Below are 14,754 nucleotides of genomic sequence, written 5' to 3'. Positions count from 1 at the left end.
CCTTCCCGATCGGAGTGTCGAGGCAAACGATCTGGTCGAGCTTGCCCAGAATGCCGAGCGAGCAGCGATCCAAGTAGAGGGGTAGTTCCCACCCATACCAGAGTTGGAAGCGCGAAGGTGGCGGTCTTTCATCTTCTGCGTCATATCTCGTCTAAGCTGCGCCAATGCTCTTTTCGGCTTTCTTAACGAGCTCCTTACGGTAGCTGCCCGCATCCTTCGTGGATTTGTGCTTTGCTCTCCATAACAACGGAGCCCATCCTCCACCAAATCCCTTGTCGAACGAGCCGTGGGTGTAAAGCTCAACCGATCCGGCCAAATCCCCAAAGGATGCGTCACTGCGCAAGGATTGCACTCCCGAACCTGAACGGTGCCGAGATCGCGCCGCCCACCCCGTTCAGCACGATGGCGCCTGTTCCCGCCACCGGGTTGGAGAACCCTTGCCGCAGTCGTGGATAGACCGCTGCCAGCGATGCAAACCGATCATGGTTGGTGCCGTTCAGTGACGGGATTTTCGAGATGTCGACGATATCGAGATTTTCCTCGATGGCGAGTTCTCGCGTTCTTGGATCATCGATATCCAGGGAGCCCGCAGTTGCGGCAGAGCCTGCAAGTCGTTTGGAGAGGGCAAGCGCGATATCGTCCTTCGACGCCAGCAAGACAATCGGCTTGGAAAGCCTGTCTGTCACCGATAACTGCTTGCGCAAAAGATCAATGTCTATGTCAGGTGCTGCGAGAACGAGCTGATCGATTGACCGGACGACGTCCCTCTTCCCCATCAGCGACAACTGCCGGATCGACTCGACCGCCAACCATGCACCCATGCTGTGCGCCATGACCGTGGGGCGCACGCCGGCAGCCGAAAGATCGGAGAGGACCTGAGCAAAATCGTCCCGCGCGAAGGCGGCTGAATCCTTGTCGGCGACATATCCTGTCACCTCTGCCTGCGACGGCCAGTCGAAGAGAATGGCCCGCTCCTGGACCTTCGAGTCTGCAGCCATCTGGGCCAGCCGGAAAAGCGCCTCCTGATGGCTGTAGTTGTAGCCATGAACAAAGATTCCGGCGTGACCGTAGACGGGTGACCTGGCCGTTCCCCGCGCAAGCGTTACAAACTCCCCAGCCGTCAGGTCACGTCGGCCGATCACCGCGAAGGATGTCCGCGGATCGGGCTTGGAGACTGGCCACTCGATCTTGGACGGCCGATGTGTTGGGGGGATCGAGATGGTGACTTCGGAGTATCTTACTCGATTATCTCTCCCAGCGGTGAAAGCCCCGCTTCTGCTGTCATCGGGAACACGATCGGTCGCGAGGAGGATTGCGACACGCGTCGCCTGGTCAACAGGAGAGACGACTATCAGGGTCTCAGGTCCCGGTCGGGCACATGAGGAAAGCGCCGAAATGGCAATGAGAATAAGAAAGGTGATGCGCAATGGAAGGAACTCTTGACTCGGGTGGCGGGAACTTAGTCCCAATCGACATTCCCGGAAGAGCTGGAGAATCGGAAGACGAACAATATTCAACCGTGTTGCCTCACCACAACAAGTCTATCAACCTGGACCTGTTCGCCCCACGTCATGCTCGAAAAGCCGAAACAGATTTTAACTTTGATGCGCCGGGTAGGCACGGGGCTTTCGTCGCGCTTGATAAGATTCGAACCAACGACCCGCAATTCTAACGGCCTAGCCAACGACGTGCTAAATTCACCAATCCCGAACAACACGCAACACATCCTCAGAAAGCTGAGCCATCATCTCGCTTACCGGACGCTCTGTACCGTTGAGATTGAGCAGCACGTGATGGGCGCCAAGCCCGTGCAGACGTTGCAGTTCAATGATCAGGTCCGCACTGCCAAGTCGCAGGCCCAGTGGCAGCGGGCTTGCAGATGGTCCGGCTTTCAAGAAGTTCCAGCTGGAAGGACTGTCCCAAACCGCGAAACCTCCTGCCTCCAATCGTTCGGTTGCCTGATGCCACAACGCAAAACGATCTTTCTGGACTTCGTGGGGACGATAATAGGTTACCCAGCCAAGGGCGTTACGGGCGATCCAGCCGAGCGACTGATGCGACGAGCCGATCGCCACCATCGGGATCGGACCATCGAATGGCTGCGGGCGGAGTTCGAAGGCCGGCGCGGCCGCATCGGCTGTGTCCGTCATCACCGTTTGCGGCACGGCAACCGCCGCCGCCACGCGCGCCCATTTCTCACGGAACGCCCGATCGCGATTGCTTGGGTCCTGCCCGAAGGCCGCAAATTCCGGCAACCGATCACCCGATCCCAGGCCGAGAATGAAACGTCCGCCCGACACGAGGTCCGCCGAAAGTGCGGCTTTGGCGATGTGCAGCGGATGGCGCACCGGCGCCACGATCGCAGCACTTCCCAGGATGATGCGCCGCGTTCGGGCTGCGAGTGCGCCGAGAAAGATCCAGGGGTCGAGGTGGCCCTGTGGATCGGGATAGTCGCGACTGTTGAGGGGCACATCCCGGACCCACAGTGCGTCAAAACCGAGATGATCGGCGAGCTCTGCCAGCGACAGCTGTTCCTCGACTTGCGTGTCGCCGCCGCGCGTCTGCGTCAACGGCAGAACCAGGCCGACGCTGAGCCGGCCCGCCCGAAAGACCCGCGTGAAGGCCGATGAAGCCTGCACTTCGGCGTGGCTGTCGTAGGGGGAGAGATCGTGCTGGCGGTGATCCATGCCTCATCCCTTTTTCAACTTCGGTGGGGAGCTAGGTAAAGCTGTATCCTCCATCACACCGTACCCCTTTTCCCAATAGGGTGGAGAACCGAACCGGCCGATCAGGAAGTCGAGAAAGGTCTGCACCTTCCTGGAGGACTTCTTGTCCGGCAGATAGACGGCGTGAATGCCGCTCACGTGGTTTGTCTGACTTTTTCCCGCGGCAGCATCGGCCTCCCAGTCGCCAAGCACCTGAGACAGCCGCCCTTCGGCCAAATCCCGGCCGACGAGCCATGTCGGCATCAGGATCACACCCACCCCGTCGATCGCCGCTTGGACGATAGTTTCGGAATGATTGGCGCGCAGGTTTCCCCGGACACGAACCTGCTCGCTGCGGTCTTGTCGCCGCAATAGCCAGGTCCTGTCCCCCGCGGCATAGGAGAACGTCAGACAATTGTGGTTGCCGAGCTCGGCTGGCAGGGACGGAATTCCATATCGATCAAGGTAGGCAGGGCTGGCGCAGATGACCCGTCGATGCGGTGCAAGCCGTCGAGCGATCAGGCGCGAGGAATCTAGACTGCCGAGCCGGATGGCAACATCGATCCGGTCCTCGACCAGATTCACGACACAATCCGTCATCATCAGTTCCAGTTCGATCTCCGGGCATTGTTCTAGGAACACCGAGAGGAAAGGCGCCACATGCAGCCTTGCAAAGGCGACAGGCAGGCTGACCCGCAGACGCCCACGCGGCGGACCATCGCGTTCGCTGACGCTGCGATTGGCAGCAGTTAGATCTGACAGGATATGGACGGCCTGTTCCAGATAGGTCTCCCCTGCCGGCGTCAATGTGACGTTGCGAGTCGAACGATTGAACAAAGCGACGCCCAGATGGGCTTCCAGGGCATCGACCTGGCGCGTTACCGACGATGTTGCAAGCCCCGCCTTGCGGGCAGCCCCTGCAAAGCCACCCTCATCCGCAACAGCAACGAAGGCTTTCATCGATGCAAATATATCCATGCCATCCTCGTTGCGTATGACGCAACAAACTTACCCAAAAAAACCTGATTATCAATCCCGTGAGACAGGATCATATTCTCCCACAGAAAGACGACAGAGATGTTCTAGAGATCAAAAGGAGCCTTCCCATGACCATTTCGATCAAGGTCGCATCCGACTTCATCTGCCCCTGGTGCTATATCGGCGAGAGGCGGCTTGCTGCGGCGATCGCCTCGCTGCCCGTCGGCGTCGATGTCGCCGTCGAATTCACACCCTACGAACTCAATCCGACCATGCCGGCTGAAGGCGTCGACCGGAAAGCATACCGCTCCGCCAAGTTCGGCAGCTGGCAGCGCTCCCAGGCCATGGATGCCCACACCGTCGATACTGGCCGTGCCGATGGCGCCACCTTCGCTTATGACCGCATGGAGAAAACGCCCAACACTTTTCTTGCCCATCGCCTCGCATGGTTTTCAGCGCGCTACGGCAAGCAACGGAACTTCATCGAGGCGGCGCTGAAAGCCTATTTTGCCGAAGGCCGTGACATCGGCTCCTTAGACGTTCTCGCCGACGTCGCGTCCGATATCGGATTGAGCCGCGAAGCAATCGCCGATTTTCTCGCAACGGATGAGGGCGCGAACGAGGTCCGCGCTGCGGAACAGGCCGCTTATGAAAGCGGTGAGGTCCAGGGCGTTCCTCATTTCGACATCGATGGGATCGTCATATCCGGAGCACAGTCCGTCGACGTATTCCGGCAGGCCATCATCCGCGCGGCGGCCCGGCAAGTGCCCTCTTCGGCAGCGTGAAACAGCGATCAGGAGCTAGAACCATGACAATGACATCCTCTTCGAAACCCCGTGCCCTGGTCATCGGCGGTTCACTCGGCGGACTGTTCGCCGGCAACATGCTGCGCAGTATCGGCTGGGACGTCGACATCTTCGAACGCTCAGCCCGTGATCTCGACAGTCGCGGTGGCGGTATCGTGCTCCAGCCCGACGTAGTCGAAGTCTTTCGCCGCGCGGGCATCGACACGGCCCATATGCCGCTCGGCGTCCGGTCCCGGCACCGCACGGTGTTTCGTCCGGACGGCTCCATCCAGTCCAAGCAGATCGCGCCGCAGATCCAGACCTCCTGGTCACTGATCTACACCACGCTCAAGGCCAGCTTCGGGGCCGATCATTACCACCAGTCGAAGACGCTGGCACATATCATACAGGACGAGGCGGCCGGAACCGTGACCGCCATCTTCGATGACGGCTCGGAGGAAACCGGCAATCTTCTCATCGGTGCAGATGGCGGCAATTCAACCGTGCGCCGCCAGTTCTGGCCGGAAATGCAGCCGACCTATGCCGGCTATCTCGCCTGGCGTGGCCTTGTTGCCGAAAACGACATGCCACTGATCTCGCGCGAGATGCTGCACGGCGATTTCGGCTTCGCCAACAATCGCGGCTCGCACATTCTTGGCTATCTGGTGCCGGGCGAAAACGGCGATACCGAACCCGGCCGACGCATCTATAACTGGGTCTGGTACCGGGTGGTCGACGACCACATGCTCACCGAGGTGATGACTGACCGCCAGGGCCTGCAGCGCGGTTACGCCGTGCCCGAAGGACAGCTCGCCGAGCGCTGGATCGACCATATCCATCGCGATGCCGATAACCTCCTTCCATCAGGTTTTCGCGAGATCGTCAAAGCCACCACACAGCCCTTTGCGCAGGCCATTCGTGACCTTGCCTCGGATCAGATCGCGACGGGCCGTGTCGTGATACTGGGGGATGCCGCTTCGATCCCGAGACCACATACCGCCGCCAGCACATCGAAGGCCGCCGCCAATGCCATCGCGCTCGTCGACGAGTTGCAGGCCTCGCCCGAAGACATTCCCTCCGCATTGGCCAGATGGGAACTGCCGCAGGTCATGTTCGGCAAATATCTCGAAAGGCAAGGAAAAGAGGCCGGCGACTATTTGCTGTTTCACAAGACTTCGCTTGGCCGCGTCGGCTAGTCTGTTTCCCGCCTCAGGCGGCGGGAATGAAGCTGCCAGCGAAAATCTCGGCAACACGTCAATTGTTGCGATTACCGCAATGGATTGGCGAAAATAATGCCAATTCTTATTCGCTCCATTTCGGTCCACTATGTTTTCACCGGAACGATTTCACCTGCGTTCTCCGAACATGCGGACGCAGAGCCACAGGACAAAAGCAATGAGCGATAGAACCTTACCCCTCACCCGCCGCAACGCGCTCCTTAGTGGCGCGGCAGCCGCGACAAGCCTCGCCCTCCCCACCCCGTTCACAATCACGGCCGAAGCCGCAACCACCAAGCACCCCACTGAAGGAAACAAGACCATGGCATACGTAACCACCAAAGACGGCGTCGAAATCTTCTACAAGGACTGGGGCCCGAAGGATGCCCAGCCGATTATGTTCCACCACGGCTGGCCGCTGTCGTCGGACGACTGGGACGCCCAGATGCTCTATTTCCTCTCCAAGGGTTACCGCGTCGTTGCTCATGACCGCCGAGGACACGGCCGTTCGGCCCAGGTTTCCGAAGGCCATGATATGGACCACTATGCCGCCGACGCCTTTGCCGTCGTCGAGCATCTGAACCTCAAGAATGTCGTCCATATCGGTCACTCCACCGGCGGCGGCGAAGTCGCGCGTTATGTCGCAAAGCACGGCCAGCCGTCGGGGCGTGTCGCCAAGGCGGTTCTCGTCTCCGCCGTTCCGCCGATAATGCTCAAGACCGCCTCCAATCCGGGCGGCCTGCCGATCGAAGTTTTTGACGGACTTCGCGCCGCTCTTGCCGCAAATCGCGCCCAATTCTTCCTCGACCTTCCCACCGGCCCGTTCTACGGCTTCAACCGCGACGGCGCCAAGATCTCTCAGGGCGTAATCCAGAATTGGTGGCGCCAGGGCATGATCGGCAGCGCCAAGGCGCACTACGAGGGGATCAAGGCCTTCTCCGAAACCGACCAGACGGAAGACCTGAAGGCGATCACCGTTCCGACGCTCGTCATGCATGGCGATGACGACCAGATCGTCCCGATCGACGACGCCGGCCGGCTCTCGGTTAAGCTCGTTAAGGATGGCACGCTGAAGGTCTATCCGGGCTATCCCCATGGCATGCTCACCACCCATGCCGACGTGATCAACCCGGATCTGCTGGCTTTCATCAAGGCTTGACGAGCGGTGCAAAAGGGGGCGCCATGCCTCATGGCAGGCGCCCTACTGCTCTTGACGGGAGCTGGACACACGACCTGTAAAGCAGTCGACACCAAAGCACTGAAAATACGTGGATAGCGTCGTGTATCTCATATTGGCGCTCTCAATCAAACGCTCCTGCGACGGGCTTTCAAACGCTGTCCTTATCTGCGCCGGCTAGCGAAGCCCGGCAAGGCATACCGCAAGGAGCGGTTGGCAGCCGGGCCGCGCCAAGCACGACCCGGACGACAACGCCGATCAGATGTGAATCCCGCCGGCGACCTCGATCCGCTGGCCATTGACCCAGCCGAAACTGTTGGAGAGAAGGCCGGTGATTACCGGACCAACATCTTCAGGTCCACCTACCCGACCAAGCGCAGTATGCGATGCTAAGGTCCTTGCCACTTCCGGGTTGTCGCGCACGATCCCGCCACTGAAGTCGGTGGCTATGGCGCCTGGGGCGACAACGTTCACTGCGATACGACGCGCGCCCAGTTCCATCGCCATGTACCGGGTCAGTGCCTCCACGGCTGCCTTCATCAGTCCATAGATTGTCCGGCCTGGAAATGAGAACCTCGCAAGTCCGGATGAGATATTCACGATGCGACCACCATCGTTCATCAGCGGCAGAAGCTTCTGCGTCAGCAGAAAGGGGCCCTTGAAGTGGACGGCAAGCTGCTCGTCCAATTCTGCTTCGGTCCCGTTTTGCAGCGTCGCTGTCGATGAGGTTCCCGCGTTGTTGACGAGATAGTCAAACCTGCTAGCGCCGAGCGACGACAAGGCATCGCGAACCTGGGTGACAAAGCCGTCAAATGCATCTGCCTGTCCAACATTCAATTGCAATGCCACTGCAAGCGCGCCCGCTTCCCGCGCGGCCGTGACGACCTTTCAGCTTCGTCCTGCCGGCTGTTGTAAGTGATGATTGACGAGACACTCATCGTCTCAATTCTGCGCTCAGGCTCATACACGAACCATTGATCATTGGCGCCCGAGCGCCTTGAACCCGCTCGGAATCTGCTCTTCTCCTTGGCCCGCAACCTGATCAAGCTGGGGCCTCTTACGCGACTTTGCTATCCTGCTGCCGCTCTTTGATGGGTTTTGTTTTGCTGCCAGATTGTCGCTGAACGAGGAGGATCCCTGCCACCGTCATTCCGCCGCCAATGACGTGGTACAGGTGCAAGGCCTCGCCAAGAAAGATGGCGGCGACCACGGCGGTGGCAATCGGGATCAGGTTCATGAAGATTGCCGTGCGGGCAGCACCCAGATGCTTTACCGCCGACATCCAGACGAAGGGCGCAAGGATCGATCCGGGGATCGCCGCATAAAGCACCATCGCGCTATTCGGCAGGTTGAAGGTGGATGGACCCGACAACAGATAGGTCGGTAAGAGCAGCACGACCGCCGCGCCGATCTGCACATAAATCGACGTCCAGGTGGCGAGCGGAATGGCCCAGCGCCGAAGAAGAATGCCATAGCCCGCATAAGCCAGCACCGCGACAAGCATCATAACATCGCCGCGTCCCACACCCTGAGACAGGAGGCGGGACGGAACACCCTGGCCAAGAACGACAAAGATGCCGGACAGGGAAACGACACCGCCAAGCATCGCCAGGCTGGTCGGCCGTTCACCAAGGAAAACTGCGCTGAGAATCAGCGTTAGCAGCGGCACGAGCGAGAGCATGATCGCCATGTTGGTGGCAGTGGTGAAACCCGCGGCGTAATATCCGAGCCCCTGGCACGCAGCCATGCCCAGCAGGCCGAGGAGGATGAGTTTTGGCAAGTGAGCCGCGATCGTCCGGCGGTGGAGCCAGGCATCCCGAAAGATCAGCGGTGTCAGGATGACGAAGGCGATGAACCAGCGTTCGAAAGCGATGGTGCCGGGCGCAATGGCACCCGCGGCCAGCTTGCTGACGATGGTATTTCCCACCCAGATCAGAACCGCCAGCAGCGAGAAAAGCAGATATTTGACAGGCATCAGAGCCTCCTTGTTCATATCGGCTCCTGCCTAGCAAATGTCCCTTTATCATTATATAGCGATAAAACGACACTCAGATGCGGCGATCGGACGAAACATGAAGACCTCAATTGCCGCCGGCGAGAAGCCTGCGCCCCTGTCCTTTCGGACGGAGTTCTATGGAGCCGGGGCGGTCTTCGAGGAGAAAAGGCAGCCGTGGTGCAAGGTCGGTTATGCTGTGACCGGAGTGATGGAGGCGAAGGTGGAGGGACGGCGCTTTCTGTGTCCGCCGCATTACGCGACTTGGATTCCCGCCGACGCGCTGCATGCCTGCCACAACCGCGAAAACGTCAAGTTCGTCTCGATCTATATCGATCGCGACCTCTGCGCTGGCATGCCCGAAATGGCCTGCACGCTAGAGCTCAGCCCGCTGATCAAGGCGATCCTCGCCGATTTTGCCGAGCGTCGCATCACGGTCCCCGAGACAGAAGCGGACCAACGGCTTGCACTTGTGCTGGTCGACCAATTGCAAAAGGCGCCAAGGCGCGAGAGCTTTCTGCCCGTCTCGGACGACGATCTGCTGCAACCGGTCATCGACGCGCTGCAGGCCGACCCGAGTGACCGCCGCTCGCTTTCGGAATGGGCAAGGTCCTTGCAGACCACGGAAAAGACCTTGTCGCGCCGTTTTCAGGGGCAACTTGGAATATCGTTCAACGAATGGCGTCAACGACTGAAGTTGGTCGCCTCGCTGTCGTTGATCGAGGACGGCAAATCGGTCCAGCTAATCGCGAAGATACTCGGATATAACAGCCCCTCGGCGTTCATCGCGATGTTCCGGCGCCAGACAGGGACAAGCCCGACAAATATGCGGTCCACAGCAGATCGGCCGTTTGAGGCTGAAAGCTCTTGATTGAAGCTGGACATTTGACCAGGCAAAATCGAGTACGCGGCGCAGTTCACGGTTGCCCTTGAAGTTAGCCGGTCATCGAGGGGGCATTTGCCCCCTATCCAGCGTTCTTCACCCCTGCAGACTGTAGCGCTCCAGCCAATGCGCATAGGGTGCCGGCAGAACCCATGACGGCCTATCCTCTCCAAGCGCTGTTGCAGCCACAAACGGCCAATGCGGGTTTGCGAGGAGAGCTCTTCCGACCTTGACCAGATCGGCCTGGCCCTCGCGGACTGCTCGATCTGCGAGTTCCGGCGTCCCCATGCCCCAGCCTGTCGCGACTGGGATATCCACTTCGTTTCGGACCCGCGCTGCCACCGGCGCCAGAAAAGCCGGTCCCCAAGGGATTTGTGCGTCCGATTTGGAAAAGCCCATGCTGACGCTCATCAGATCAAGGCCTGCCGTCTTGAACTTTTTTGTTAACATGATCGCTTCCTCAAGCGTTTCGTCGTCGCGGCCATCATATTCGATGACCCCAAAGCGCATCGTGAGCGGGTATTTTTCGGGCCAGACATCACGCACGGCCGACAGGGTCTCCAGAAGGAACCGGGCGCGGTTGTCGAAGGACCCACCGTACTGATCGTCGCGAAGGTTGGAATAGGTCGAGAAGAAGCTCTGCGCCAAAAACCCGTGTCCGAAGTGAAGCTCGAGCCATTCGAAGCCCGCCTCCAATGCCCGTTTTGCAGCCGACACAAAATCCTGCTGGACCAGCCGAATATCCTCTGTCGTCATCGCCCTTGGGACTTTCGAGAGTTGACGCTCGTCATACGGGACCGCGGAAGGCGCGATCGTCTCCCAACCTCGTTCGTCGAAGATGTGGTCATCACCTTCCCAAGGACGATTGGCACTTGCCCTGCGGCCCGCATGCCCGATCTGTATTCCGGGTACGGCGCCGACGAGCTTGATTGCTTTTGCGATGGGCGCAAAGGCAATTGCTTGCTCGTCATTCCAAAGCCCAGTATCGCCGGGTGTAATCCGCCCTTCCGGCGAGACAGCGGTCGCTTCGACCGTCACCAGACCAGAACCGCCCCGCGCCAGTTCGGTCAGATGAGCAATGTGCCAGTCATTGGCCATGCCATCGTCGGCGGAATACTGGCACATCGGTGCCGCAACGATACGATTGCGCAGTGTGACATCCTTCAGACGGAACTGCGAAAACAATGCGGACATAAGATCTCCAATCATGAAAACTGTGACAGACCTGACCGCATCCGGAGGCCTGCCCATTGCCTTCCTGGTCATTTATGGTCATTGCATTGGGTGGTTAAGAGGGGTCGATGTCCCTTCACTGCGGACATTTCGTCCTCAAAGGTGTGATATATGGATGCCGTATCGATCCAGATTTTCGTCAGCGTTGCCGAGGCCCGAAGCTTTGTGACGGCGGGCCGACAGCTCGGGATTTCCGCATCCGGCGTTGGCAAAAGCATCTCGCGCCTGGAGGAAAAGCTCGGTGTTCGGCTGTTCCATCGCAGCACCCGCAGCGTAGGTCTGACGACCGAAGGCCATATCTTTCTCGATCGCGCTCGCCGGATACTCCATGAGTTCAACGCCGTGGAACAGGAGATCGCACAAGGCACAGCCTTTCCTCGAGGGCGACTGCGGATCAGCCTCCCGCTCATCGGCGAGCCGTTTCTGTCCGTCCTTGCAGAGTTCCAGTTGGCCTATCCAGATGTGGAACTCGATCTGGATTTCGACAACAGAAAGGTCGACGTCATCGAGGAAGGCTTTGATGCTGTCATTCGCAGCGGGGATTTGACAGATTCGCAGATGGCGGCACGGCCACTCGGATCTTTTGGGGCCGTTATCGTCGGGGCGCCCACCTATCTTGCTGCCCATGGTGTGCCGCAGACGCTCGCGGATCTCTCAACCCACCGATGTGTTCATCTACGAAACCGGCATACGGGAAAGCTGGAACCATGGCGCACGACGAGCGACGGCGGTGAAAAGGTGCCAGAGCTCCCGACGAGTGTCATCTGCAACACCAGCGCGGCTCAGCTTGCCTTCGTGTTGAAGGGAGCAGGGTTGTCGTATTTTCCGAATTTTGCCGTTGTAGATCAAATCCCCCAGGGAGCTTTGATTGCCATTTTGCAAGATGTCACCGCGACGAAAAGCGACTTTCATGTCTTGTGGCCATCTGGCCGACATGTCCCGACAAAGCTACGCGTCTTCATAGACTTCATGGTCGAGAACTCTCCTCTCAAGAGGGCCGCCAATTCAGGATAGGTCAGATCCCCAGCAAGCACCCGATCAAGCTATATGCTCAATCCCCCAGATCGAGATGGAGGAAGTGATTGAATTCGGTCTGCGTGTGGGTTGAATAAGCCTCTCCCTTTATGAAACCGAACTTCTGATAAAGCCGGATTGCTGCTTCGAAAGCCGGCCCACTCCCTGTTTCGAGGCTCAGGCGCCGCAAGTCGCGTGACTTTCCCGCGTCGATAATCGCCCTCAGGATCACGGCGCCGGCGCCACGGCCCGCAAAATCCGGATGCGTCCGCATCGATTTGATCTCACCCGTTCCATCACCCAGCTGCTTGAGCGCCCCAACGCTGGCAATTTTATTGTGTTCCCAAGCGCTGAATACGGTCACCTCGGGCACCTTCAGTTCAGCCAGGCCTAGAAACGTGGCACCCGGCGGCACATTTTCTGCCATGCCCGCAAGATGGAATACGATCAGATCCTGTGACTGCGGATTTGATAAATCGTCTTCGATGACGTCAAACATGGCGTTCTCCAAAGTACGCAGCGATGCCATTTCCTATGGCTCCTCCCTGTGGTCTCGACAAGGTGATTACGCACTTTCGCTCGGTTCATCTCGCAATCTATCGGTCACGAAGTCGATGAAGGCGTTGACCTTGGCAGCGCGATGCTGACGCGAGGGATAAAGAACGTAGAGTGGAAACAATTCGTCGGACCATTCTGGAAACAGGTCGATGAGTTTTCCATCATGCAGGAGCTTTCCAGATCCGAGCTTCATGATCTGCGCAATGCCGGCGCCCGCCTCGGACGCGTCGAGCATGGCCCCGACGTCCCCAACCAGAAGGCGTGATAGCGGGTTCACAGTGAGGACCTCCTTGCCTTTACGGAACTCCCACTCGAAGGGCCGGCCATTCGCTGCGTCGTAAAACTCGATGCAGGGTAATGCCGAGACATCAGAGGGATGCTTTGGGCGCCCATGCTTTCGGATGAAATCGGGCGAAGCTACGGTCACCACCCGGGTCTCGATGAGCTTGCGGGCGACCAGCGATCGCTGCGGTGGCTCGCCGAAACGTATGGCCAGGTCGAAGCCGTCAGCGACCAGATCACCGACATTGTCACGCATGACGAGCTCGAGCTTTATCTCCGGATACCGCTCGAAAAAAGCTGCGATGTGCGCCGCCAGAAAGATCCGGGAGAAAAACGGGTCGATATTGACCTTAAGACGGCCTCGGACAACTGCGGCAGCCCCGGATGCCCTAACGGCGGCCTGCTCGAGCCCATCGATCAATGGACCGACTTCCTCGTAAAATCGCCGGCCTTCGTCCGTCAAAGACAATGTTCGGGTTGTGCGCTGCAATAGTCTGACGCCCATACGTTCTTCCAGCCGCGTTATCGCTCGACCAACACCCGAGGCAGTCAGGCCGAGTGCATCAGCCGCGCGTGCCATTGACCCGGCCTCGACCACCGCCTGGAGCACCGTCACGCCGGAAAGGAGCCGCCCATCATATTGCATCGATCACTCCGGATTAAAAATCCAGAATGTAGAGACATATCGGCGATAACGTCAACCAAGTGAACTGGGTTAGCTTCGACCATCGGAAAACGAAGAACGGAATACTCATGGAAACGATCAAGACACAGAACGTCCACATCCCGCGTCTGGGCTTCGGCACCTTTCGTATGCCAGGTGGTGACTGCCAGCCGGTGGTGGAGAGCGCACTCGCGCTGGGCTATCGTCACATCGATACCGCTGCCATGTATGAGAACGAGGACGCTGTCGGCGCCGCCTTATCGACGTCTGCTCTTCCTCGCGAGGAAATCTTTCTGACCACAAAGGTCTGGCATGACCAGCTGGGGTCGGCAGATAGCATTCGCCGCGCATTCGATACCAGTCTCGGCAAGCTTAAGCTCGACCACGTCGATCTCTATATGGTCCACTGGCCATCTGCGACCATGGATATGGCGACCGTGCTCGAAACCCTCACTGCACTGCACGAGGAAGGTCGCACTCGCGCCATCGGGGTGTGCAACTTCAACCTCCCGATGATGCAACAAGCCGTCGACGTGATCGGCGCGCCGATCGCAGCCCTTCAGGTCGAGTATCATCCGTTTCTCGATCAGTCGGCGATGCTGCAGTATCTCCGTGATCGGAACATTCCACTGACGGCCTACGCGCCTCTGGCACAAGGCCGAGCAGCAGCGGACGAGACGCTCGCGCGCATCGGGCTTAAACACGGCTACTCTGAAGCGCACGTGGCGATTGCCTGGCTCCTTGATCAGGATGGCGTGATCGCCATTCCGAAGGCGCAGCGGCCGGAAAGCCAGCGATCGAACCTTGATGCCTTGAGCATTCAGCTGGACGATGAGGACAGGGCCGCGATTGCCGCTCTGCCAAAGGATCTGCGTTATGTGCAGCCGCCCTTTGCGCCAGATTGGAATGCTAGGTCGCGTTGAAACCAACGATCAAAATGGGATCGGGCTGTGGCTCGGTCCCTTCCTTGGGGATCGATCAGTTTGCGCCAAGCCGCGCGCTCTGCCGTCCTGCTTAAGGTCGAGTCATTCCCTCAGAGGCGAGCAGATGAGGAAATTTCCAAGGTCTTGATGAGAATCGAACTGGCGTTCATCGGGATAGCCAAGCTGAGTCATTGAACTGATAGTTCCGCAGCGTTCGGACACTTGGAAGGATGCTGCATAGCCTCATCGAAGCGGAAGATGGCAGCTTAGGGTCACCTGCATCTTCCGCTTCCCGCCAGAAGGAGACATTCGCGCCAAGCATGGTACCATCGACATTTGGGC

The 14,754-nt window shown here is 58.9% G+C and carries 14 protein-coding genes and 1 pseudogene; 7 read left to right on the top strand and 8 right to left on the bottom strand.

Annotated features, from left to right (window positions below; all coding sequences use genetic code 11):
• Positions 1 to 332 precede the first annotated feature (332 nt).
• The gene (locus AC2GXZ_RS22545; RefSeq protein ID WP_483761455.1) at positions 333 to 1,142 is read right to left on the bottom strand and encodes an alpha/beta hydrolase; all 810 of its coding nucleotides are present in this window, start codon (positions 1,140 to 1,142) and stop codon (positions 333 to 335) included.
• Positions 1,143 to 1,426: 284 nt separating this feature from the next.
• Here AC2GXZ_RS22545 and AC2GXZ_RS22540 point away from each other — a divergent pair, with 284 nt between their 5' ends.
• The gene (locus AC2GXZ_RS22540; RefSeq protein WP_483761454.1) at positions 1,427 to 1,672 is read left to right on the top strand and encodes a hypothetical protein; all 246 of its coding nucleotides are present in this window, start codon (positions 1,427 to 1,429) and stop codon (positions 1,670 to 1,672) included.
• A gap of 25 nt (positions 1,673 to 1,697) precedes the next feature.
• Here AC2GXZ_RS22540 and AC2GXZ_RS22535 read toward each other — a convergent pair whose 3' ends face one another.
• Positions 1,698 to 2,687, bottom strand: coding sequence for a TIGR03571 family LLM class oxidoreductase (locus AC2GXZ_RS22535; RefSeq protein WP_483761453.1), 990 nt, complete (start codon positions 2,685 to 2,687; stop codon positions 1,698 to 1,700).
• Positions 2,688 to 2,690: 3 nt separating this feature from the next.
• Positions 2,691 to 3,683 (bottom strand): LysR family transcriptional regulator, encoded by a 993-nt coding sequence (locus AC2GXZ_RS22530; RefSeq protein WP_483761452.1) that lies wholly within the window; start codon positions 3,681 to 3,683, stop codon positions 2,691 to 2,693.
• 128 nt (positions 3,684 to 3,811) lie between these two features.
• Here AC2GXZ_RS22530 and AC2GXZ_RS22525 point away from each other — a divergent pair, with 128 nt between their 5' ends.
• The 3 genes from AC2GXZ_RS22525 (at position 3,812) to AC2GXZ_RS22515 (ending at position 6,844) form a co-directional block, all read left to right on the top strand.
• A complete protein-coding gene (locus AC2GXZ_RS22525; protein WP_483761451.1) occupies positions 3,812 to 4,468 on the top strand; it encodes a DsbA family oxidoreductase in 657 nt (218 codons plus the stop codon).
• 23 nt (positions 4,469 to 4,491) lie between these two features.
• Positions 4,492 to 5,664 (top strand): FAD binding domain-containing protein, encoded by a 1,173-nt coding sequence (locus tag AC2GXZ_RS22520; RefSeq protein ID WP_483761450.1) that lies wholly within the window; start codon positions 4,492 to 4,494, stop codon positions 5,662 to 5,664.
• 343 nt (positions 5,665 to 6,007) lie between these two features.
• A complete protein-coding gene (locus tag AC2GXZ_RS22515) occupies positions 6,008 to 6,844 on the top strand; it encodes an alpha/beta fold hydrolase (protein ID WP_483761622.1) in 837 nt (278 codons plus the stop codon).
• Between the two features lie 276 nt (positions 6,845 to 7,120).
• Here the strand turns inward: AC2GXZ_RS22515 and AC2GXZ_RS22510 are convergent.
• A pseudogene (locus AC2GXZ_RS22510) lies at positions 7,121 to 7,830 on the bottom strand (SDR family NAD(P)-dependent oxidoreductase).
• A gap of 89 nt (positions 7,831 to 7,919) precedes the next feature.
• Entirely contained in the window at positions 7,920 to 8,837 is a 918-nt protein-coding gene (locus tag AC2GXZ_RS22505; protein WP_483761449.1) for a DMT family transporter, read from the bottom strand.
• A 97-nt stretch (positions 8,838 to 8,934) separates the two neighbouring features.
• Between AC2GXZ_RS22505 and AC2GXZ_RS22500 the strand changes: the two genes are divergently transcribed.
• Entirely contained in the window at positions 8,935 to 9,726 is a 792-nt protein-coding gene (locus tag AC2GXZ_RS22500; protein ID WP_483761448.1) for an AraC family transcriptional regulator, read from the top strand.
• Between the two features lie 108 nt (positions 9,727 to 9,834).
• Here the strand turns inward: AC2GXZ_RS22500 and AC2GXZ_RS22495 are convergent, their stop codons facing one another.
• Positions 9,835 to 10,932 carry an NADH:flavin oxidoreductase/NADH oxidase gene (locus tag AC2GXZ_RS22495; RefSeq protein WP_483761447.1) on the bottom strand — a complete coding sequence of 366 codons (1,098 nt, stop codon included), beginning with the start codon at positions 10,930 to 10,932 and terminating at the stop codon, positions 9,835 to 9,837.
• Between the two features lie 150 nt (positions 10,933 to 11,082).
• Here AC2GXZ_RS22495 and AC2GXZ_RS22490 point away from each other — a divergent pair, with 150 nt between their 5' ends.
• On the top strand, positions 11,083 to 11,985 hold the full coding sequence (locus AC2GXZ_RS22490) for a LysR family transcriptional regulator (RefSeq protein ID WP_483761446.1): 903 nt from the start codon (positions 11,083 to 11,085) through the stop codon (positions 11,983 to 11,985).
• Positions 11,986 to 12,022: 37 nt separating this feature from the next.
• Here AC2GXZ_RS22490 and AC2GXZ_RS22485 read toward each other — a convergent pair whose 3' ends face one another.
• Positions 12,023 to 12,514 (bottom strand): GNAT family N-acetyltransferase, encoded by a 492-nt coding sequence (locus AC2GXZ_RS22485; RefSeq protein WP_483761445.1) that lies wholly within the window; start codon positions 12,512 to 12,514, stop codon positions 12,023 to 12,025.
• Between the two features lie 36 nt (positions 12,515 to 12,550).
• A complete protein-coding gene (locus tag AC2GXZ_RS22480; RefSeq protein ID WP_483761444.1) occupies positions 12,551 to 13,471 on the bottom strand; it encodes a LysR family transcriptional regulator in 921 nt (306 codons plus the stop codon).
• A 107-nt stretch (positions 13,472 to 13,578) separates the two neighbouring features.
• On the opposite strand from AC2GXZ_RS22480, the gene AC2GXZ_RS22475 reads away from it, so the two are divergent.
• Positions 13,579 to 14,412 carry an aldo/keto reductase gene (locus AC2GXZ_RS22475; protein ID WP_483761443.1) on the top strand — a complete coding sequence of 278 codons (834 nt, stop codon included), beginning with the start codon at positions 13,579 to 13,581 and terminating at the stop codon, positions 14,410 to 14,412.
• The last annotated feature ends 342 nt before the right edge of the window (positions 14,413 to 14,754 follow it).

Source organism: Aliirhizobium sp. YIM B11859 (assembly GCF_057163345.1).
Note: the sequence above shows the minus strand (reverse complement) of the source record. Positions and strands in the feature narration are given on the sequence as shown.